The organism is Amaricoccus macauensis (assembly GCF_014201905.1).
In the GTDB taxonomy this organism is placed as follows: domain Bacteria; phylum Pseudomonadota; class Alphaproteobacteria; order Rhodobacterales; family Rhodobacteraceae; genus Amaricoccus; species Amaricoccus macauensis.
In genome coordinates this window covers 206,738-227,861 of sequence record NZ_JACHFM010000005.1, presented here as the reverse complement: position 1 = coordinate 227,861, position 21,124 = coordinate 206,738, and the positions used below count along the sequence as shown (strand labels likewise).

19 protein-coding genes are annotated in these 21,124 nt (G+C 69.4%); 7 read left to right on the top strand and 12 right to left on the bottom strand.

What is annotated here, in order from left to right:
• Positions 1-128: 128 nt before the first annotated feature.
• Both HNP73_RS20310 and rhaS read right to left on the bottom strand, forming a co-directional pair.
• Positions 129-1,670, bottom strand: a complete 1,542-nt coding sequence (locus tag HNP73_RS20310; RefSeq protein WP_184154468.1) for a sugar ABC transporter ATP-binding protein — start codon at positions 1,668-1,670, stop codon at positions 129-131.
• 52 nt (positions 1,671-1,722) lie between these two features.
• Positions 1,723-2,664: a rhamnose ABC transporter substrate-binding protein gene (gene rhaS / locus HNP73_RS20305; RefSeq protein WP_221288933.1), complete on the bottom strand. Its 942-nt coding sequence runs from the start codon at positions 2,662-2,664 to the stop codon at positions 1,723-1,725.
• A gap of 271 nt (positions 2,665-2,935) precedes the next feature.
• On the opposite strand from rhaS, the gene HNP73_RS20300 reads away from it, so the two are divergent.
• Positions 2,936-5,038, top strand: a complete 2,103-nt coding sequence (locus tag HNP73_RS20300) for a bifunctional rhamnulose-1-phosphate aldolase/short-chain dehydrogenase (protein ID WP_184154462.1) — start codon at positions 2,936-2,938, stop codon at positions 5,036-5,038.
• A gap of 13 nt (positions 5,039-5,051) precedes the next feature.
• On the top strand, positions 5,052-6,317 hold the full coding sequence (gene rhaI, locus HNP73_RS20295) for an L-rhamnose catabolism isomerase (protein WP_184154459.1): 1,266 nt from the start codon (positions 5,052-5,054) through the stop codon (positions 6,315-6,317).
• A 113-nt stretch (positions 6,318-6,430) separates the two neighbouring features.
• On the opposite strand, the gene HNP73_RS20290 is transcribed toward rhaI, so the two are convergent.
• Positions 6,431-7,168 carry a L,D-transpeptidase family protein gene (locus HNP73_RS20290; RefSeq protein ID WP_221288901.1) on the bottom strand — a complete coding sequence of 246 codons (738 nt, stop codon included), beginning with the start codon at positions 7,166-7,168 and terminating at the stop codon, positions 6,431-6,433.
• A 240-nt stretch (positions 7,169-7,408) separates the two neighbouring features.
• Here HNP73_RS20290 and HNP73_RS20285 point away from each other — a divergent pair, with 240 nt between their 5' ends.
• Complete coding sequence (locus HNP73_RS20285) at positions 7,409-7,702, top strand: hypothetical protein (protein ID WP_184154456.1); 294 nt, start codon at positions 7,409-7,411, stop codon at positions 7,700-7,702.
• A 4-nt stretch (positions 7,703-7,706) separates the two neighbouring features.
• On the opposite strand, the gene recR is transcribed toward HNP73_RS20285, so the two are convergent.
• The 9 genes from recR to queA all read right to left on the bottom strand — a co-directional run bounded on the left by recR (position 7,707) and on the right by queA (position 17,882).
• Entirely contained in the window at positions 7,707-8,309 is a 603-nt protein-coding gene (gene recR / locus HNP73_RS20280; RefSeq protein WP_184154453.1) for a recombination mediator RecR, read from the bottom strand.
• 27 nt (positions 8,310-8,336) lie between these two features.
• Positions 8,337-8,681, bottom strand: a complete 345-nt coding sequence (locus HNP73_RS20275) for a YbaB/EbfC family nucleoid-associated protein (protein ID WP_184154450.1) — start codon at positions 8,679-8,681, stop codon at positions 8,337-8,339.
• 1 nt (position 8,682) lies between these two features.
• On the bottom strand, positions 8,683-10,491 hold the full coding sequence (locus HNP73_RS20270; protein WP_343063381.1) for a DNA polymerase III subunit gamma/tau: 1,809 nt from the start codon (positions 10,489-10,491) through the stop codon (positions 8,683-8,685).
• 241 nt (positions 10,492-10,732) lie between these two features.
• Positions 10,733-12,109 (bottom strand): UdgX family uracil-DNA binding protein, encoded by a 1,377-nt coding sequence (locus HNP73_RS20265; protein WP_221288900.1) that lies wholly within the window; start codon positions 12,107-12,109, stop codon positions 10,733-10,735.
• Between the two features lie 5 nt (positions 12,110-12,114).
• Positions 12,115-13,326, bottom strand: a complete 1,212-nt coding sequence (locus tag HNP73_RS22955) for a putative DNA modification/repair radical SAM protein (protein WP_221288899.1) — start codon at positions 13,324-13,326, stop codon at positions 12,115-12,117.
• 149 nt (positions 13,327-13,475) lie between these two features.
• Positions 13,476-14,858 carry a dihydrolipoyl dehydrogenase gene (gene lpdA / locus HNP73_RS20260; RefSeq protein ID WP_184154440.1) on the bottom strand — a complete coding sequence of 461 codons (1,383 nt, stop codon included), beginning with the start codon at positions 14,856-14,858 and terminating at the stop codon, positions 13,476-13,478.
• Position 14,859: 1 nt separating this feature from the next.
• Entirely contained in the window at positions 14,860-15,426 is a 567-nt protein-coding gene (locus HNP73_RS20255) for a DUF924 family protein (RefSeq protein ID WP_184154437.1), read from the bottom strand.
• Positions 15,427-15,518: 92 nt separating this feature from the next.
• Positions 15,519-16,829: an MFS transporter gene (locus tag HNP73_RS20250; protein ID WP_184154434.1), complete on the bottom strand. Its 1,311-nt coding sequence runs from the start codon at positions 16,827-16,829 to the stop codon at positions 15,519-15,521.
• A 9-nt stretch (positions 16,830-16,838) separates the two neighbouring features.
• The gene (gene queA / locus HNP73_RS20245) at positions 16,839-17,882 is read right to left on the bottom strand and encodes a tRNA preQ1(34) S-adenosylmethionine ribosyltransferase-isomerase QueA (protein WP_184154432.1); all 1,044 of its coding nucleotides are present in this window, start codon (positions 17,880-17,882) and stop codon (positions 16,839-16,841) included.
• Positions 17,883-18,011: 129 nt separating this feature from the next.
• On the opposite strand from queA, the gene HNP73_RS20240 reads away from it, so the two are divergent.
• The 4 genes from HNP73_RS20240 (at position 18,012) to HNP73_RS20225 (ending at position 21,079) form a co-directional block, all read left to right on the top strand.
• Positions 18,012-18,470, top strand: coding sequence for a peroxiredoxin (locus HNP73_RS20240; protein ID WP_184154429.1), 459 nt, complete (start codon positions 18,012-18,014; stop codon positions 18,468-18,470).
• 392 nt (positions 18,471-18,862) lie between these two features.
• Entirely contained in the window at positions 18,863-19,357 is a 495-nt protein-coding gene (locus HNP73_RS20235; protein ID WP_184154426.1) for a hypothetical protein, read from the top strand.
• A gap of 184 nt (positions 19,358-19,541) precedes the next feature.
• Positions 19,542-20,834: an adenylosuccinate synthase gene (locus tag HNP73_RS20230; protein ID WP_184154423.1), complete on the top strand. Its 1,293-nt coding sequence runs from the start codon at positions 19,542-19,544 to the stop codon at positions 20,832-20,834.
• Positions 20,831-21,079: a DUF2842 domain-containing protein gene (locus HNP73_RS20225; protein ID WP_184154420.1), complete on the top strand. Its 249-nt coding sequence runs from the start codon at positions 20,831-20,833 to the stop codon at positions 21,077-21,079. The genes HNP73_RS20230 and HNP73_RS20225 overlap by 4 nt, the downstream gene beginning before the upstream one ends.
• Positions 21,080-21,124 lie beyond the last annotated feature (45 nt).

The window sequence follows — 21,124 nt, the reverse complement described above, 5'->3', positions numbered from 1 at the left end:
CATGGGCATCAACCGTTTCTCAATGTTCGTTGACCGACGGCATGGGCTGTCGTCCGGCCGCGTCAGGCGAGAGCCGGGCCACGGGCTGGGCGCAGGGGGGCTGGGCGCGGGCTGAACGGCGTCATTCCTCATGGCTTCGTGCCGATCCCGGCGGCGGCGCGCACGAGGCGTTCGGGGTCGAGGCCGTCGCGGGGGAACTCAGCCACCATGCGGCCCTCGCGCATGACGATGACGCGGTCGGACATGCCGAGGATCTCGGGGATTTCCGAGGAGACCATGATGACGGCGAGACCTTCGGCGGCGAGCTCGGCCATGAACTCGTGGACGGCGGCCTTGGAGCCGATGTCGATGCCCTTGGTCGGCTCGTCGAGGACGATGACCCGGGGCCGGGTCGCGAGCCACTTGGCGATCACCACCTTCTGCTGGTTGCCGCCGGAAAGCTGGGCAAGCTCCTGATCGAGCGAGGCGGCGCGCAGGTCGAGGCGGCGGGTGTAGTCGCGGGCGAGCCTGAATTCCTCCGCGAGCCGCAGGAAGCCGTGGCGCGAGGTGCGGTTGAGCGACGGCAGGGTGACGTTCTGGAAGATCGGCAGCGCCCGGATGGCGCCCTGCGCGCCGCGGTCTTCCGGCACGTAGACGATGCCGCGGGCGATGGCGTCGGCGGGCGAGCGGATCGAGACGGGCGCCCCGTCGATGGTCACGCTGCCCGCCGAGGGCCGGGTGACGCCGAAGAGCGCCTGCATCAGTTCGCTGCGCCCGGCGCCGACGAGGCCGTAGAAGCCGAGGATCTCGCCGCGCCGGAGACTGAAGCTGATCGAATCGAATTCGGTCGGGTGGCTGTAGCCTTCGACGCGCAGGATCTCGTCGCCGGTCTCATGGGCGCGCGCGGGGAAGATCGCGTCGATGGAGCGGCCCACCATCATGCGAACCAGCTCGGCCTCGCTGACGTCGGCGATGGCGCCCTCGCCGATGAAGCGGCCGTCGCGGAAGACGGTGTAGCGGTCGGCGATGCGGAAGATCTCGTCGAACTTGTGCGAGATGAAGAGGATCGCCTTGCCCTCGGCCTTCAGCCGCTCGACCAGCGCGTAAAGCTCGGTAATTTCCTTGTGGGAGAGTGCCGCGGTGGGCTCGTCCATGATGACGACGCGGGCGTCGATGGAGAGCGCGCGGGCGACGGCGACGAGATGCTTGTTGGCGATGCCGAGGTCGCGGAGCCGGGCGGTCGGGTCGATCTCGGCACCGACGCGGGCCAGCATCTCGCGGGCCTGCGCGTAGAGCCGGCGCCAGTCGATGAGGCCGAGCCGGGTGCGCGGGGCGTGGCCGAGGTAGATGTTTTCCGCGACCGAGAGGTCATCGAAGAGCACGGTTTCCTGATGGATCGCGGTGACGCCGGCATCGGCGGCGGCGTGGGGCGTGGCGAAGCGGACGGGTTGGCCGTCGAGCAGGATCGCGCCCTCGTCGGGCTGATGGATGCCGGTCAGGATCTTGACGATGGTGGACTTGCCCGCGCCGTTCTCGCCGACGAGTGCCGTCACCTCGCCGGGATGCAGGCTGAGGCGCACCCCATCGAGCGCCTTCACGCCGGGGAAGCTCTTGGCGATCCCTTCGAGTGCGAGGACCGCCGCCCGCTCCGCGCCGGGCGCGGGGGCTTCGGTGACAGGGCTGACGAGCATGGGCGTCCCTTGCGGCGAGGGCTCCCGGGCGCCGCCCGGGAGCCCGAAGGCGTCAGAACATCGACTTGAACTGCTCGATGTTCGACTTGTCGTAGACGAACGGGTCGGCCATCGCGCCTTCGGTGTTGTCGTCGAGCTTCACCACGCCCATGCGGCCCATGGGGATCTCGCCGCCTGCCTTGGCCTCTGCCTTGTCGGTGGCGAGGTTGTAGGCGATCATCGCGGCGGAATAGCCGAGGTCGATCGGGTTCCAGATGGCGAAGGACTTCGTCGCGCCGCTTTCCACGTGGCCGGCCATCTCCGAGGGCAGTCCGAGGCCGGTGACGTTGATCTGGCCGATCTTGCCGGCGTCCTCGACCGCCTGCGCCGCGGCGACGATGCCGACGGAGGTGGGCGCGATGATCGCCTTCAGGTCGGGATAGGTCTGCATCAGGCCCTGGGTCTCGCGATAGGACTTGTCGGCGAGGTCGTCGCCGTAGACCGTCGCGACCACCTTGATCTTCGGGTAGTTCGGCAGGACTTCGTTCATCGCGGCGATCCATGCGTTCTGGTTCGTCGCGGTGGCGGTGGCCGAGAGCACCGCCACGTCACCGCCGTCGGGCAGGTTGTCGGCGGCAAGCTTGATGATCATGTTGCCGATGAGCGGGGTCGAGGACGGGTTGAGCTGCATCTCGCGGCCCTCGGGGGCGACGCCCGAATCCCACGAGATCACCGTGATGCCGCGCTGCATCGCCTTCTTCAGGGACGGGACGAGCGCGTCGGGGTCGTTCGCCGAGATGGCGATGGCATCGACGTTCTGGGCGATCAGCGAGTTGATGACCTCGATCTGACCCTCCGCGGTGGTGTCGGTCGGGCCGGTGTAGATGATCTTGACGTCACCGAGCTCCTTCGCCGCTTCCTCGGCGCCCTTCGCGGCGGCCTCGAAGAAGCCGATGCCGAGTGCCTTTGCGACGATCGCGATGCGCTTTTGATCCTCGGCATGGGCCGGAGCCATGAGCGCCGTCGCCAGTGCGGCCGATGCGAGCAGGGTAGGGACGAGTTTCACTGATAACCTCCCGAGTGCGGTCTTCTGGTCCGTTTGCTGGATCTGGTCGTCCGATTTTCTACTCACGATGGGGCTGCACCGGTCGCATGTCAATCATGTTCGATCATCAATGATCGTATTGCAGTGCAACATGATTGGTTATGATTGACAATGGCGGGTGGCGCGCGCAAATCTGTGCCAAAGCGCCGGGGTGGCCCGGGGCGCGCCAGGAGGAGTCTTCATGCTCGACGCCAAGGCCGACAGGCATCTCGCCAGCAACTGGAATGACGCGAAGGCCGAAGCGATGAGTGAGCCGGAACGGCTGCTCTACCGATCGAACCTGCTCGGTGCCGACAAGCGAATCACCAACTACGGCGGCGGCAATACTTCGGCGAAGGTGATGGAGACGGATCCGCTCACCGGTAAGGCGGTGGAGGTGCTGTGGGTGAAGGGCTCAGGCGGCGATGTGGGGACGATGAAGCTCGACGGCTTCTCGACGCTCTACATGGAGAAGCTGCGCGCTCTGAAGGGGATTTATCGCGGCCTCGAGTTCGAGGACGAAATGGTCGGGCTGCTGCCGCACTGTACCTTCAACCTCAACCCGCGCGCTGCCTCGATCGACACGCCGCTGCATGCCTATGTGCCGCGCGCGCACGTCGATCACATGCACGCGGATGCAATCATCGCCATCGCCGCGTCGAAGGACTCGAAGGCGCTGACGGCGGAGATCTTCGGCGACGAGATCGGATGGCTGCCGTGGAAGCGGCCGGGGTTCGAGCTCGGGTTGTGGCTGGAGGCGTTCTGCGTCGAAAACCCGGAGGCGAAGGGCGTGGTGCTCGAGAGTCACGGGCTCTTCACCTGGGGCGATGACGCGAAGAGCTGCTACGAGACGACGATCGCGGTCATCAACCGGGCGATCGACTGGCTCGACGCGAAGACCGCCGGGGTGCCGGCGTTCGGCGGACCGCGCGTGGTCTCGCTCGCGCCCGAGGAGCGGCGGGCGGTGGCGGCGCGGCTGATGCCGGTGATCCGCGGGCTCGTGTCGAAGGATGTGCCGATGGTCGGGCACTTCGACGATCAGGACGCGGTGCTCGAGTTCGTGAACGCGACCGGCATGGAGCCGCTGGCAGCGCTGGGCACGAGCTGCCCGGACCATTTCCTGCGCACCAAAATCCGGCCGCTGGTGGTGGCGTTCGACCCGGCGGCGCCCGACGTGGAGGCGACGCTGGCAAGCCTGCCCGAGGCGGTCGAGGCGTATCGTGCCGACTACGCGGCGTACTACGAGCGTTGCCGGCGGCCCACCAGCCCGGCGCTGCGCGATCCGAACGCGGTCGTCTACCTGGTGCCGGGCGTGGGGATGCTGACCTTCGCGAAGGACAAGGCGACGGCGCGGATCTCGGGTGAGTTCTACGTGAACGCCATCAACGTCATGCGCGGCGCCTCAGCGGTGAGCGAGTATCGCGGGCTGCCGGAGCAGGAGGCGTTCGACATCGAGTACTGGCTGCTGGAGGAGGCGAAGCTCCAGCGGATGCCGGCGCGCAAGAGCCTCGCGGGGCGGATCGCGCTGGTCACTGGCGGGGCTGGCGGGATCGGTGCGGCGATCGCGGACCGCTACCTGCGCGAAGGGGCCTGCGTGGTGCTGGCCGACATCGACGCGGCTGCCCTCGACGAGACCAAGGCGGCGCTCGGGGCGCGGCACGGCGCGGACGTGGTCGGGAGCGTGGAGATGAACGTGACGTCCGAGGACGCGGTGGCGGCGGCGTTCGCCGGTGCCTGCCTCGGCTTCGGCGGCATCGACATTCTGGTCTCGAACGCCGGCATCGCCTCGTCGGCGCCGATCGAGGAGACGACGCTGGCGCTCTGGGACCGCAACATGGCGATCCTGTCGACGGGGTACTTCCTCGTCTCGCGGGCGGTGTTCGCGGTCTTCCGGGCGCAGGGGATCGGCGGGTCGGTGGTGTTCATCGGCTCGAAGAACGGGCTGGCGGCCTCGCCGGGTGCTGCGGCCTACTGCACGGCGAAGGCGTCGGAGCTGCATCTGGCGCGCTGCCTCGCGCTCGAAGGCGCGCCGGACGGCATCCGGGTCAACGTGGTGAACCCTGACGCGGTGCTGCGCGGCTCGAAGATCTGGGAGGGCGAGTGGCTGGAGCAGCGCGCCGCGACCTACAAGACCGACAAGGACGGGCTCGAGGAGATGTATCGCCAGCGCTCGCTCCTCAAGCGCTCGGTCTTCCCGGAGGACATCGCCGAGGCGGCGTATTTCCTCGCCTCGGACGCCTCGTCGAAGTCGACGGGCAACATCGTCAACGTCGACGCGGGCAACGTCCAGGCGTTCACGCGCTGAGGGAGGCAGGCCGATGACGGTTCAGCGGACTGGGGCGACTGCGGAGGCAGACCTGCGGCGGGACTACGAGAGCCTCGGCGAGCGGCTGGCGCGCCGGGGCGTGGAGATCGACGCGCTGAAGGCGCGCGCGGCGGCCTTCGGCGTCGCGGTGCCGTCCTGGGGCGTCGGGACGGGTGGGACGCGTTTCGCGCGGTTTCCCGGGCCGGGCGAGCCCCGGGACGTGTTCGACAAGCTCGCGGACTGTGCCGAGATCAACCGTCTGACCGGTGCGACGCCGACGGTGTCGCTCCACATCCCGTGGGACAAGGCCGATCCGGCGGCGCTGCGCCAGACCGCGGCGGCGCTCGGGCTCGGGTTCGACGCGATCAACTCGAACACCTTCTCCGACGCACCCGGCCAGCGGCATTCCTACAAGTTCGGGTCGCTCTCGCACACCGACGCGGGCGTCCGGGCGCAGGCGGTCGAGCACAACCTCGAGTGCATCGCCATCGGCGAGGCGATCGGGTCGAAGGCGCTCACGGTCTGGATCGGCGACGGCTCGAACTTCCCCGGCCAGAGCCATTTCACCCGGAGCTTCGAGCGGTATCTCCAGTCCATGCAGGCGGTCTATGTCCGGTTGCCCGGGGACTGGCGGCTCTTCTCCGAGCACAAGATGTACGAGCCGGCGTTCTATTCGACCGTGGTGCAGGACTGGGGGACGAATATCCTGATCGCGCAGGAGCTCGGGCCGCAGGCGTTCTGTCTCGTGGACCTCGGCCACCACGCGCCGAACGCCAACATCGAGATGATCGTCGCCCGGCTCATCCAGTTCGGCAAGCTCGGCGGCTTCCACTTCAACGACTCGAAGTATGGCGACGATGATCTCGACGCGGGCAGCATCGATCCCTACCGGCTGTTTCTCGTCTTCAACGAGCTCGTCGATGCGGAGGCCTGGGTCGAGGGCTTCAACCCCGCACACATGATCGACCAGAGCCACAACGTCACCGATCCGATCGAGAGCCTGATGACGAGCGCCATGGAGATCGAACGGGCGTATGTTCAGGCGGCGCTGGTCGATCGGCCGGCGCTCGAGGGCTATCAGGATGCGAACGACGCGCTGATGGCAAACCAGACGCTCCGGGCGGCGTTCCGCACCGACGTGGAGCCGATCCTTGCCATGGCGCGGCTGGAGAAGGGCGCGGCGATCGACCCGGTGGCGGCGTTCCGGGCGTCAGGATATCGCGCGAAAGTCGCGGAGGAGCGGCCGGCGGTCGCGGGGGGCAGCAGCGGGATCGTGTGAGGCGGCGTGCGGGAAGAACCACGGCGGGGTCGGTCGCAACGGTGACGAGAGACGGATCCGGCAGGTGACACATCCGTCCGCGACTGCCCCTGTCGGCCTCCGCGCCTCCCGCTTCAGAGCACTATGACTTTCGCGCCGATCTGTACCCGGTCGTAGAGGTCGATGACGTCCTGGTTCAACATGCGGAAGCAGCCGGAGGAGGCGGCCCAGCCGATGGACTTCGGCATGTTGGTGCCGTGGATGCGATAGCCTGAGTCCGCCCCGCCGAAGTTGATGTAGAGCGCCCGGGCGCCGAGCGGGTTGGTGACGCCGCCGGGCTGGCCGCCCGCCCATTTCGCCACGTGCGGGTCTCGGGCGATCATCTCCGGTGGCGGTGTCCACGTCGGCCATTTGGCACGGCGGGCGATGGTGCCGTCGCCAGTCCAGCCGAACCCCTCGCGGCCGATGGCGATGCCGTAGCGCGTCGCCCGGCCGCCCGGCTCGACGAGGTAGAGAAACGGCCCCGTGGTGTCGATGACGACGGTGCCCGGCGCCTCGGTGGTCGGGAAATCGACCTCGTTGCGCAGGAGTTCGCGGTGAAACGCGGCGACGTCGACGGCGGGCAGGGTCCTTGAGCCGTCCTTGCGCGAGGCATAGATCGCCACCAGCGCCGGATCGGGCGCGGGTCTGACGGGTTGGGGAACGGCGGCCGCGGCCGCGGCGCGGCCGGCTTCCGGTACGGGCGCGACAGCCTCGGTCACCACGGGCCCGGTCGCCGGGACCGTGGCACAGGCTCCGAGCGCAACCGCCGCAACGAGCAGGGCGCAGGCTCTGACATTCATGTCGAACTCAAACTCCAGAACAACGGTCACGCAAGGCGTCCGTCCGGCGTCTGCGGCGCCGCTTCGGACCAGTACAGCTCGACAAGCCTCGGTAGGCCGCAAACCCTTGCGGTTCGCTGAACCTCACCTGATTCCCGATCGTAGTGCAGTGTGAAGTTGCCGACAATTGACCGCGAGATGGCTCTTTGGAGAGGGGTCGGAACCGTGGGGCGGCGCCAATCGTTCCCTTCATGAACAATCAGGTCATGACCATTCGGGGAGAATTGTGCGATGCGCAGGCTGATGATGGCGCTCGGGACGGCTCTCACGCTGACCGCGGGGGCCGCGCTGGCGGAGACGGATGGCTGCCGGGACGGAGCGGCGGCGGCGGGGCCTGCCACGGCCCCGGCACCCGGCAGCGACGGCGCCGCGCCGGGCAACGCCGGGAACACCGGCTGGACGGGCGGCACCGGCGGCTCGCACATCGGCACGAGTGGTCAGGGGGCGGTGGCGGAATCACGCTCCTGGCAGCCGCCGACGGCGACCGGGCTCGACCTTTCCGGCACGACGGACCCGAACTGCTGAGGCCTCAGAGCGCCCGGCGGGCGAGGAGCGCGGCGCCGATCGTGCCGTCGTCGAGGTAGTCGAGTTCGCCGCCGATCGGCACGCCCTTGGCGAGTGAGGTGAGGCTGGCGCCAAGCGGCGCGAGTTCGCCGGCGATGTAGTGCGCGGTGGTCTGGCCGTCGACGGTGGCGTTGAGCGCGAGGATCACCTCGCGCGTGCCTTCCTCCGCCACCCGCGCCACGAGTTCGGGGATGCGCAAGCTGGTGGGCGTGATGCCGTCGAGCGCCGAGAGGACGCCGCCGAGCACGTGATAGCGGCCACGGAAGGCGCCGCCGCGCTCCATCGCCCAGAGATCGGCCACCGTCTCGACGACGCAGATTTCGCCGGTCGCCCGGGCCGGGTCGGTGCAGATGGTGCAGAGTTCAGTGGTGGCGATGTTGCCGCAACGGGCGCATTCCCGCACTGTCGCGGCCACGTCGGCCAGCGCCTGGGCGAGCGGATCGAGCAGGCTTTCGCGGCGGCGGATCAGGGTCAGCACGGCCCGACGCGCCGAGCGCGGCCCAAGTCCCGGCAACCGGGCCATAAGCCCGATCAGCCGGTCAACCGCCGCATCTCCCGCGTCCGCCATCTTTGCCCGCCCGTTCTCAGCGCGTTCTCAGAACGGCAGCTTCATGCCGGGGGGCAGGTCGAGGCCCTCGGTCACCTTGGCCATTTCGGTCTGGGCGGCGGCCATGGCGCGGGCCTGGGCGTCCTGGATCGCCGCGACGATCAGGTCTTCCACCACTTCGCGCTCCTCGGGCACGAAGAGGGTGGGATCGATGGCAAGGCCCTTCACCGCGCCCTTGGCGGTGGCGGTTACCTTGACGAGCCCGGCGCCGGCCTCGCCCACCACCTCGACGTCGTCGAGACGGTTCTGGGCGTCGGCCATGCGGCTCTGCATTTCCTGTGCGTGCTTCATCAGCTTGGCCATGTCGCCAAGCTGGCCGAGACCCTTCAGCATGTCAGTTGTCCTCCGAGAACGGGTCGATGGGATCCCAGTCGTCGTCCTCCGCCTCCTCGGCGGCGGGTGCGAGCGGGGCGGTCGTGGGGTCGGTGAGGTCGGGAGCGCGGACCTCGCGCACCTCCGCGCCGGGGAAGGCGGCGAGCATCGCCTGCACCATCGGGTGGGCGAGGGCCTGAGCGTGCAGGGTGCCCTTCCGCTCGGCGCGCACCTCGGCGATGGTCGGCTCGCCGCCGGAGCCGACGATGGCGACGCCCCAGCGCACGCCGGTCCAGAGCTGGAGGCGCTGGGCAAGGCGGGCGGCAAGGTCGGGCGGCGCGCCGTCGCCGGGCTCGAACTCGATGCGGCCGGGGGCATAGCGGGCGAGGCGGACGTGGCTTTCCACCTCGACGAGCAGGCTGATGTCGCGCCGGGCGCGGATCAGGGCGACGACATCGGGGAAGCTCTGGAAGCGGGCGAGCGGGCCGGTGTCGGGCCCGGATCGGGGGGCGGTCTCCGAGGCCGGCATCGGCTGGGCGACGGCTTGTGCCAGCGCGCGCGCGGGGGCGGCACCGGCCCGCGCGCCGGGGTTGCCGGTGGGGGGCGTTGCGGGCGGGGACGGTGCGGTCGGGGCGGGTGCGGACGGGGCGGGGGCGGCGCCGCTCGTCAGGCGACGGACGAGCTCCTCGGGTGAGGGCAGGTCGGCGATGTGGGTGAGGCGGATCACCGCCATTTCGGCAGCCATCATCGCGTTCGGCGCCGTCGCCACTTCCTCGAGCGCCTTCAGGAGCATCTGCCACGCGCGGGTCAGCGCCCGCATGGGCAGGCGCGCGGCAAAGTCGAGGCCGCGGGTGCGTTCATCCGGGCCGACGGTCGGATCCTCGGCGGACTCGGGCGCGAGCTTCAGCATCGAGACCCAGTGCGTCACCTCGGCCAGATCGCGCAGGATCGCGGCCGGGTCGGCGCCGGCGGCATATTCCTGGGCAAGCTCGGCCAGCGCGCCGCGCGCGTCGCCGGTCATCACGGCGGCGAAGAGATCGAGGATGCGGCCGCGGTCGGCGAGGCCGAGCATGGCGCGCACCTCGGCCGCACCGGTCTCGCCCGCGCCGTGGGCGATCGCCTGGTCGAGGAGCGAGAGCGCATCGCGCACCGAGCCCTCGGCGGCGCGGGTGATGAGCGCGAGCCCGTCGGCGGCGACCGCCGCGCCCTCGGCGTCGGCGATGCGGGCGAGGTGGGCGAGCATGACCTCGGGCTCGATCCGGCGCAGATCGAAGCGCTGGCAGCGCGAGAGCACCGTCACCGGGACCTTGCGGATCTCGGTGGTCGCGAAGATGAACTTCACGTGGGGCGGCGGCTCTTCGAGCGTCTTCAGAAGCGCGTTGAACGCCGAGGTGCTGAGCATGTGCACCTCGTCGATGATGTAGACCTTGTAGCGCGCCGAGGCGGCCCGGTAGGCAACGCCGTCGATGATCTCGCGGATGTCGTTGACGCCGGTGCGCGAGGCCGCGTCCATTTCGAGCACGTCGACGTGGCGGCCTTCGGAGATGGCGCGGCAGGCGTCGCAGATGCCGCAGGGCTCGATGGTCGGGCCGCCGTTGCCGTCAGCGCCGGTGCAGTTCAGCCCCTTGGCAATGATGCGCGCCGTGGTGGTCTTGCCGACGCCGCGCACCCCGGTCAGCACGAAGGCGTGGGCGATCCGGTCGGACTCGAAGGCATTCCTGAGCGTGCGCACCATCGCCTCCTGACCGATCAGATCGGCGAAGGTGGCGGGCCGGTACTTCCGGGCGAGAACCCGATAGGCGGCGTCGGTCGAGGTCGTGGTGTCGGTCACGCGGGGCCATTCCTGAGATCGGCCACAACGTATGCGGGGGGGCGCCCGGTCGCAAGGGAACGCGCCGTCGTTGCCGGAGGCATCCTTCGGGAAGATCGTCGGAGCGGATACCTCGAAACTGCGCAAACGCGATATCCCGAGGGATTTTTCGGGCGAATCGGGGGTGATGGCCGGGCATTTCCGCCAGAGGTACGGTGACAGACCGGCGACTCGCGTCGATTGTCGGTTGCCCGGGACGTGTTCAGGCGATCTCGCGGATCCGCCGCATGTCGGCCACGAAGGCATCCCACTCCCGCCGCTTCGCCGCCTCGTCGGGCAGGCGGAGCAGGTGGGACGGATGGACGGTGATGTAGCCCGCGCGGTTGTCGAAGCGGGTTTCGCCGCGGTTCGAGGTGACGGGGAGCGCCTTGCCGGTGAGGGCGAGGACGGCCGTCGCGCCCATCGCGACGATGACGCGCGGTCCGACGAAGTCGAGCTCCGCCTTCAGCCACCAGCGGTAGTGCTTCACCTCCCCCGCCGTCGGGCGCTGGTGAAGCCGTCGCTTGCCGCGCTGGACATACTTGAAGTGCTTGACGGCGTTGGTGACGTAGACCCCGGCACGGTCGATCCCCGCCTTCTCCAGCGCCTTGTCGAAGACCTGTCCGGCCGGGCCAACGAAGGGACGCCCCGCGAGATCCTCCTGATCCCCCGGCTGTTCGCCGACGAAGGCGATGGCCGCACCGAGCGGTCCTTCGCCGAGCACGGCCCGGGTTCCGCCCTCGACCATGGGCGGTGCGCTGGCGATGATGCGGTTGAGGGCATCGAGGCTGTTCGGGGTCTGGTCGGCCATGGCGGCGAGCGCCTTCTCGGGCTTGCGGTGCGCGGGTCGCGTCGCTTCCCGCTGGATCATTTCCTTAACGCGCGCGGGAGCGTTTCGGATCATTTCTGGGATCGCCGCCGCCTCGGGCAGGTTCTTCCAGTACTTCTTCGGCATCTCGGCGCGGGTGGCGGCGAGGTTGACCCGGGCGGGATTGAAGGTGCTCTCGTAGTAGCCGCGCCAGCCGTCCTCGAAGGGGTCGGCGACCGGCGCCTCGTCGCGGCTGGCGGGCGGGCCGTAGCTCAGGCGAGTCCGATCCCATCGCATCCGGCCGATCGGCGTCAGGATCGCCCAGTCCATCGAGCGGAAGCGGGTGATGAAGAAGTCGGCGGTGGCCTCGAGGATGAAGTTTTCCGGCTCGAACCACGCGATGAAGCGTTCGCCGTCCGGCGTCTCGATCCGGCGGAAGCGGACGAAGGCGTGCATCTTGTGCAGGTCGCGGCGGACGGACTTCGCAAGACGCTGCAGGCGATACACGAGCGGGTCGGAGGCAACGTCGAGCAGGTGTTTCTCGCCGGAGTGCATCCGCCAGATCAGGGCGTAGAGGAGCGCGTAGCGCTCCGGGTCGCGGTGACAGGTGACGAGGCGCACGAGATCAGCGACGCGGCGCGGCAGCATGACCGCGGGCGCGTCGGTCTCGGGCGCGGCGGCGAACAGGCTGCCGCTGGCGAACACGACTTCCTCGGGCCGGGCGCCGGCAGCGATGAGCCGGCGGACGGCGGCACGAAAGCCGTCGAGGTCGGCACCGTCGTGCAGCGCCACGTGGATCACGGGAAGAGCGTGAGCTGTTCGGGCGGCTTCACGAGGTGCCGTCGAAGGTCGAGACGGTCGAGGCCGGGCGCGCGGTGGTCCGCGGCGACAATGAACGGCAGGGCGCGCTTCAGGGAGGGCGTCAGTCGCGCAAGGTCCGCAAGGCGCAGGCGGGTGTGCCGCCGGGCCGCGATGGCGCGGTTTACCGCCTTCACGCCAAGCCCGGGGATACGGAGCAGCATCTCGCGGGGCGCCCGGTTGATGTCGACCGGGAATGCGGCGCGATGTTTCAGGGCCCATGCGAGTTTCGGGTCGGCGTCGAGGTCGAGCATACCGCCCTCCCCCCCGGCTGCGATCTCGTCGACGCTGAACCCGTAGAAACGCAAGAGCCAGTCGGCCTGATAGAGCCGGTTCTCGCGTCGCAGCGGTGGCGGCTTCACCGGCAGGACCGACGACGGCTCGGGAATCGGGCTGAAGGCGGAGTAGTAGACCCGGCGCAATCGGTAGCTGCCATAGAGGCGCGCGCTGGCGCGCAGCACGCCCTCGTCCGTGGTGGCGTCGGCGCCGACGATCACCTGGGTGCTCTGCCCGGCGGGCGCGAAGCGGAGCTTCTCGGCCTTCGCCTCGTCGATGCGCTCGCGCATCTGGTCCATGGCGCCGGCGATGGCGGGGGCGCTCTTCTCCGGGGCGAGGGTCTTGAGGCTCGCCTCGGAGGGAAGCTCCAGGTTGATCGAGAGGCGATCGGCCCAGCGCCCGGCCTGCTCCACGAGCCACGGGCTCGCCTCGGGGATCGCTTTCAGGTGGATGTAGCCGGCAAACCCATGGTCGCGGCGCAGCGTGCGCGCGACACGCAGCAGATCCTCCATGGTGGCGTCGGGCGACTTTGCGACACCGGAGGAGAGAAACAGCCCCTCGATGTAGTTGCGCTTGTAGAACTCGAGGGTGAGGGTGACGACCTCCTCCACGCTGAAGCGCGCCCGTGGCGTGTTCGACGAGCGGCGGTTCACGCAATACGCGCAGTCGTAGAGGCACCAGTTGGTGAGAAGGATCTTCAGCAGCGAGACGCAGCGGCCGTCCGGGGTGTAGGCGTGGCAGATGCCCATCCCGGAGGTCGAGCCGAGCCCCTTCGCGCCGCCTGACCGCTTCGGCGCGCCCGAGGAGGCGCAGGAGGCGTCGTACTTGGCGGCGTCCGCGAGGATTCGCAGCTTGGCGGCGAGTCGAGGGTCCATGGCGCCATGTTCGCCATATGTTCGCATTCGACGCAAGGGCTTTGGTGCCGACGCGAAAGCGGTGAGCCTTTGCCGGCGCAAGCGGCCGCGTACCTTGCCGGCGCAAGCGGCCGCATACCTCTACCGGCGCAAGCGCCGGGTGGGCGCGCTCACATGTGGAGCATTCGGCCGTAGGCGTCGAGCACCGACTCGTGCATTGCCTCCGAAAGGGTCGGGTGCGGGAAGACCGTGGCAATGAGTTCGGCCTCGGTGGTCTCCAGGGTGCGGCCGACGACATAGCCCTGAATGAGCTCGGTCACCTCGGCGCCGATCATGTGCGCACCGAGAAGCTCGCCGGTCTTCGCGTCGAACACCGTCTTGATCATGCCGTCGGGCTCGCCGAGGGCGATCGCCTTGCCGTTGCCGACGAACGGGAAGCGGCCGACGCGGATCTCGTGGCCAAGTTCGACCGCCTTCGCCTCGGTCAGGCCGACGCTCGCCACCTGCGGCGAGCAGTAGGTGCAGCCGGGAATGGAGCCCGGGGCGACGGCGTGGACGGTCTGCCCGGCGATGAGTTCGGCGACCATCACCCCCTCGTGCATCGCCTTGTGGGCAAGCCACGGCGGGGCGGCCACGTCGCCGATGGCGTAGAGGCCGGGCACGCCGGTGCGGCAGTACTCGTCGACGACCACATGGCTGCGCTCGACTTTGGCGCCCAACGCCTCGAGCCCCAGATCCTCGACGTTGCCGACGATGCCGGTGGCGACGATCACCGTGTCGAAGTCTTCCCGGAGCGTCTCGCCGCCGCGCTCGATCGTCGCGGTCACGGTGTCCTGGCCGCGCTCGAGGGCGGTAACGGTGGCGGCTTCGAGGATGCGCATCTTCTGCTTCTCGAACGCCTTCTTCGCGAGGCCCGAGATCTCGGCGTCCTCGACGGGCAGGATGCGGTCCAGCACCTCGACCACCGTCGTCTCGGCGCCGAGGGTGTTGTAGAAGCTCGCGAACTCGATGCCGATCGCGCCGGATCCGATGACGAGCAGGCGGCGCGGCATGTGCGGCGGCAGGAGTGCGTGGCGGTAGGACCAGACGCGCACGCCGTCGGCTTCGAGGCCGGGCAGTTCTCGGGCGCGGGCACCGGTGGCGAGGATGATCGCGCCGGCTTCGATGTCATCTGCGCCCTCGACGGTGATCCGGCCCGGCGCGGCGAGGCGGGCGGTGCCCATCACCACCTCGACGCGGTTCTTCTTCATCAGGAAGCCGACGCCGGAGGAAAGCTGCTTCGCGACGCCGCGCGAGCGCTTCACCACCGCGTCGAGGTCGAAGCCGAGGCCATCGGCCGAGAGGCCGAATTCCTTCGCCCGGTGCATGAGGTGGAAGACCTCGGCCGAGCGCAGCAGCGCCTTGGTCGGGATGCAGCCCCAGTTGAGGCAGATGCCGCCGAGCGCCTCGCGCTCGACGACGACGGTCCGGAGCCCGAGCTGTGCTGCGCGGATGGCGGCCACGTAGCCCCCGGGGCCGCCACCGATCACCGCAACGTCGCAGGACCTTGCCATCTCAGGCCGCCACGGCCTCGTAGGCGTGGCGGTAGCCGCCCGCCTCGAGGAACGCCGCCTCGGCGGGCGTCGTCTCGCGTCCGAGCGCGTCGTTACGGTAGGGGAAGCGCCCGAACTGGCGGATGACCGCGCGGTGGGCGCGGGCGTGGTCGAGGGTGTCCGTCCGGCCGAGGTTCAGAAGCACGAGGCGGACACACTGGTCCTGATCCGACGAGACCTCGGAGTGCATGAGCGGCAGGTAGAAGAACTGCCTCTCGGGCACCGGGATGGCCTTGTCGAAGCCGGACGCGATCGCGGCGCGCGCGACGTCACGGGCGCGCGCGTCCGAGGCGAAGGAGCGGGCATCGCCCCGGAACATGTTCCGCGGGAACTGATCGAGCAGGAGCACGAGCGCGAGGCAGGATCGCGGCGTGGCGCGCCAGTCGCGCAGCACGCCGATCCGTCCGATCTCCCACAGCTCGCCCCAGCGGTCGATGATCTCGCGATCGATCGCCTCGTTGACCTCGTACCAGCCTTCCGGCCCGATACGATCCCAGAACTCCAGTATTTCCTCGGCGCGCGGGTCCATCGACCTTCTCCGCAGTGTCCATCCCAAGGATCACTCTTTCCCACCAAAATCGAAAAGGGAAGTGGTGAGACGGGCGCGTTGTCATGCCAGCGTCACTTTCGCGCCTCAGGGGCCTCCGCGGCCGTCGCGGCGGGTTGCGCGGGCTCGCCCGCGTCCCCTGCCTTCTGCGCATCGCTGCGTTCCACGGCGACTCCGCGGGAGACTTCGAGCGCGACCGGCGAGGCGGTGGGCAGGACGGTGGTGAAGGCGCCCGAGGTCTCCTCCGGCGCGGCGCGACGGGTCATGCGCCAGGCAGCGTAGGCGCCCATCAGCGCGAAGAGGCCGCCGACGAAGCCGAAGAAGCCCCAGCCGCCGAAGCGGGTGAGCAGCACGCCGATCACCAGCGGCCCGAGCATGGCGCCGGTGCCGTTGATGAAGAGCAGCCCGCCCGACGCCGCGGCCATGTCGGAGGGGTCGAGGAAGTCGTTGGTGTAGGCGATGATCAGCGAGTAGAGCGGGTTCGCCACCCCTCCGATCACGAAGCCGAGGGCGAGGACCACGGCATAGTTTCCGGCGAAGGCGGCGCCGCCGAGCGTGATGACGGCGCCGGCGGCGTTGAGCGCGAGGATGAGCTTGCGGCGGTCCATGCGGTCGGAGAGCCAGCCGACCGGCACCTGGAAGGCGAGCCCGCCGGTGTAGATCGCCGCGACGAAGGCCGAGATCTCCGCGACGGAGAGGCCGGTGACGGTGCCGTAGACCGAGGCCATGCCGAAGATCGCCGCGAAGACGCCACCGAGCAGGAACGTGCCGACGCAGCCGAGCGGCGAGATGCGGAAGAGCTCGCCGAGGCTCATGGGCTTGGTGAGGCGATAGGCGGGCGCGTTGCCGGCGGTGAGCAGGATCGGCGTGACGCCGAGCGAGACCAGCACCGACATCACGACGAAGAGCGTATAGTCGGCCGGGTTCGCGAGGTTGAGCAGGAACTGCGCCGAGATGATGCCGATCATCTGCACCACCATGTAGAGCGACAGCGCCTTGCCGCGGGTCTCGTTGGTCGCCGCGTCGTTCAGCCAGCTTTCCGCGACCACGTAGACGCCGGAGAACGCGAAGCCGACGAGCACGCGCATGGCGATCCAGACCCACGGGTTGGGTGCCACGGCGTAGATCAGGAACGCCGCTGAAATGAGCGAGGCGAGGGCGGCGAAGACCCGGACGTGACCGACGCGGGCGATGAGCGTCGTCGCGCGCCACGAGCCGAGCAGGAAGCCCACGTAATAGGCGCTCATCACCCACGCCATGGTGCTGGCGTCGAACCCCTCGATGCCGCCGCGCACGCCGAGCAGCGTGCCCTGGAGGCCGTTGCCGACCAGAAGCAGGAGGATGCCGAAGAGCAGGGGCCAGGAGCTGGAGAGAACGGAGAGCATGGCGGTTCCTCAGATCCCGTGCGGCAGGAGCAGCGACGAGTCGCCGTAGGAGAAGAAGCGGTAGCGGTCCGCGATGGCGTGCGCGTAGATCGCGCGGATCCGCTCGATCCCCATCAGAGCCGACACCAGCATGAGCAGGGTCGACTTCGGCAGGTGGAAGTTCGTCATCAGGCCGTCAGTGACGCGGAAGTCGTAGCCCGGCCGGATGAAGATGTCGGTCTCGCCGCGCCATGGCCGGATTTTGCCGGGCGCGGCGGCGGTCTCGATCAGGCGCAGCGCCGTGGTGCCCACCGGAATCACCCGGCCGCCGGCGGCACGGGTGGCGCGGATCGCCGCCACCGCATCCTCGCCGATCTCGCCCCACTCGGCATGCATCCGGTGGGTCTCGATGTCGTCGACCTTGACTGGCAGGAAGGTGCCCGCGCCCACGTGCAGGGTCACGCGGGCGGTGGAGACGCCGCGGGCGGCGAGCGCGTCGAGGAGTCCTGCGTCGAAGTGCAGCGAGGCGGTGGGCGCGGCCACGGCGCCCGGGTGGCGGGCGAAGACAGTCTGATAGTCGTCGCGGTCCTGTGCGTCGGCAGCGCGGCGGGTGGCGATGTAGGGCGGCAGCGGGATCTCGCCTGCCTCGGCCAGCGCCGCCTCGAAAGCCGGTCCCTCGCGGTCGAAGGCGAGCGTCACCTCGGCGCCGTCCTTGGCGCGGACCAGCGCCGAGAGCGGGCCGAAGTCGATGCGGTCGCCCACCGCCAGCCGCTTGCCGGGGCGGGCGAGCGCCCGCCAGAGGCCGCCGGTGGTGAAGCCGACGAGCGTCGCCTCGATCGTCGCCCCCGCACCGCCCGGCCGCTCGCGCCGGCCAGTCAGGCGCGCGGGGATGACGCGGGTGTCGTTCAGGACGAGAAGATCGCCCGGACGGAGCCATTCGGGCAGGTTCGCGACCTGCGAGTCGTGCTGCGCGTCCGGGCCGGCAACGAGCAGGCGCGACGCCGGGCGCGGCCGCGCGGGGCGCAGCGCGATCAGATCTTCCGGAAGCTGGTAGTCGAAATCGTCGAGCCGCATGGGAGACACCGGGTGGGGGGATTCGCGTGGGGAGACCGGATGCCGCCGGGTTTCCGGGAAATCGCCCCGGCTTGCAACCCGGCGCCGATTGTCGTCCCCTGCCGCGGCCAATTCAGAGGGAGACCTGCCATGGTCGACGTGGGCGATCCGGTTCCAGACTTCTCGCTTCCCCGCGACGGTGGAGGCACCGCCGGACCTGCGGATTTTCCGGGCAAGACGCTCGTCATCTACTTCTATCCGAAGGACGACACCTCCGGCTGCACGAAGGAGGCGATCGGCTTCAGCGATCGGGCGGACGAGTTCGCCGCCGCCGGCGCGGTCGTCCTCGGCATCTCGAAGGACAGCGTGGCGAGCCACGACAAGTTCCGCGACAAGCACGACCTGAAGGTGATCCTGCTGTCGGACGGGACCGGCGAGGTCTGTGAGGCGTTTGGCGTCTGGGTGGAGAAATCGATGTACGGGCGCAAGTACATGGGCATCGAGCGCGCGACGTTCCTCGTGAAGGACGGCACCGTGCGGCAGGTGTGGCGCAAGGTGAAGGTGCCGGGGCACGTCGATGCGGTCCTGAAGGCGGTCGCCAGCGCCTGAATCCCGGCGATTCGCGCGAATCGCGAGAGGGCCGCCGCGCATCGCACGGCGGCCTTTTCCGTATCACGTTGAATTTGCTTGAGATAATCCAGACACAAAATTGTAGCTTGTAAATCACGATCACATATGTCGTGATTAGTGGGCCGAACGATGGGGGGTCGGATGGATAGGCACAATCCACACCAGGACTGGCTCCGCGACGTCGCCCGCAGGCGCTCAGCACAGGTCGCGATGGCCAGGCTGCACCGCCCCTCATCGTTCGGCAGCAGGTCACGGCGCCTTCTCTCCGGGATCGCCAGGGCATTGGCCTCCGGGTGCGATCGCAACGCCGACCTGATCAAGCTCCCCAACCCGCCCCGTGAGCCGGGGCCGAGATCGAAGGAGTACCGACCATGACCCGCACGACCGCCCTCGCCATCGACCCGCACGCAGACATCCACCCCGAACGGGGCCCGGCCTCGGCCGTTCGCTCGGCGGTGCAGGCGCTCTTTTTCCGCCTCGGCGCCGGTGTCGCCGGCGACACCACCGGCATCGCGAAGCTGGACGAAGCCCGGGGCCGTCCCTCGTTCGCCGAGCATGGCCGGCGCGATTCCGACGAGGCGCGCGACCGGGCGGCGGCGGCATACCGGACCGTCGAAGGTGGCGGTGAGCCGGCGCTCGGGTTGGCCCTCGATGTCTTCGGCGACCACGTCCATACGCTTGAGCGCCGCCTTGACCGGCATGCCGAGGCGCTGAAGGCGATCCAGCTCTATTCGCCGGACCCGTGGGTTCGCCGCATCGCACAGCAGGCGTTGCTCGACAGCTCCGCGCCGCTCGAACTGCCGTCGTTCCTCGTAGACGTCGAGGACCACCGCGTCCCGCTCGAAGCCTTCCGCTTCATTGGCTGACATCGCTGGCCAGTGACCGCGAAGGTCGAGGGGCCCGCCCGGACCGGCCTGCACTGCAGGGTCCGGGCGGGATCCTTCCCGACGATCAGCGGAAGTTCAGGCCTGATCCGCGAAAATGACGGGTTTCGGCCACCAGCCGGCACGGCTATAACGCCCCCCGCGAACTACGCGGGAAGGTCCGGCCATGGGAAATGTCGTCGTCGTCGGAGCCCAGTGGGGTGACGAAGGCAAGGGCAAGATCGTCGACTGGTTGAGTGAGCGGGCTGATGTGATTGCCCGCTTCCAGGGAGGCCACAACGCCGGCCACACGCTGGTCGTCGACGGTACAGTCTACAAGCTTTCGCTGCTTCCCTCGGGCATCGTCCGGCCGGGCAAGCTCAGCGTCATCGGCAATGGTGTCGTGCTCGATCCGTGGGCGCTCATCACCGAGATCGACAAGCTCTCCGCCCAGGGCGTCGACATCTCGCCCGAGAACCTGCTCGTCGCCGAGAACACGCCCCTGATCCTGCCGCTGCATCAGGATCTGGACCGCCTGCGCGAGGAGGCGGCGGGGGCCGCGAAGATCGGCACCACCGGCCGCGGCATCGGCCCGGCCTATGAGGACAAGGTTGGCCGCCGCTCGATCCGCGTTGCCGATCTCGGGGACCCCGCGACGCTCGAGACGCGCATCGACCGGCTGCTCGCGCACCACGACCCGCTGCGCCAGGGGCTCGGCGCCGAGCCGATCGACCGCGCTGCACTGCGTGCGCAGCTCGACGAGATCGCGCCGCAGGTGCTGCGCTATGCCGCGCCGGTCTGGCGCATCCTCGCGGAGAAGCGCCGCGAGGGGCGGCGGATCCTGTTCGAGGGCGCGCAGGGCTCGCTCCTCGACATCGACTTCGGCACGTATCCTTATGTCACCTCGTCGAACACGCTGGCGGGCATGGCGGCGACCGGCACCGGCATGGGGCCGGGGGCGATCGACTTTGTGCTCGGCATCGTCAAGGCCTACACCACCCGCGTGGGCTCCGGTCCGTTCCCGGCGGAACTGACCGACGAGATCGGCCAGCGCCTCGGCGAGCGCGGGCGCGAGTTCGGCACCGTGACCGGGCGCAAGCGCCGGTGCGGCTGGTTCGACGCGGTGCTGGTGCGCCAGACCTGCACGACGAGCGGGGTGAACGGCATCGCGCTGACCAAGCTCGACGTCCTCGACGGCTTCGAGGAACTGAAGATCTGCGTGGGCTACGAGCTCGACGGCGAGCGGCTGGACTATCTGCCGACGGCGGCGGCGCTGCAGGAGCGGGTGGTTCCGATCTACGAGACGATGGACGGCTGGTCCGAGACCACGGCGGGCGCCCGCTCGTGGGCCGATCTGCCGGCGCAGGCGATCAAGTACGTCCGCCGCATCGAGGAGCTGATCGACTGCCCGGTGGCGCTGCTCTCCACCAGCCCGGAACGGGACGACACGATCCTCGTCACCGACCCGTTCGCCGCATGAGCCTGAGCTGGCGGGCGCGGCGACGCTGGTCGCTCGTCCTGCTCCTCGTCGGACTGCCGGCCTATGTGGTCGCGGCGGTGAGCCTGCTCGCGCTCTTCGAGCGGCCGTCGATCTGGGTCGAGCTTCTGGTCTATGGCGGCCTCGGGATCCTGTGGGCGCTGCCGTTCAAGGCGGTGTTTCGCGGGATCGGCCGCGAGGATCCCGACGCCCGGCGGCGCGCGGACCACGATGCGCGCGAACCCTGAGGCAAGGGCCGGGCTTTTCTTCGCGCGGCCGAGACGCCATCTGAA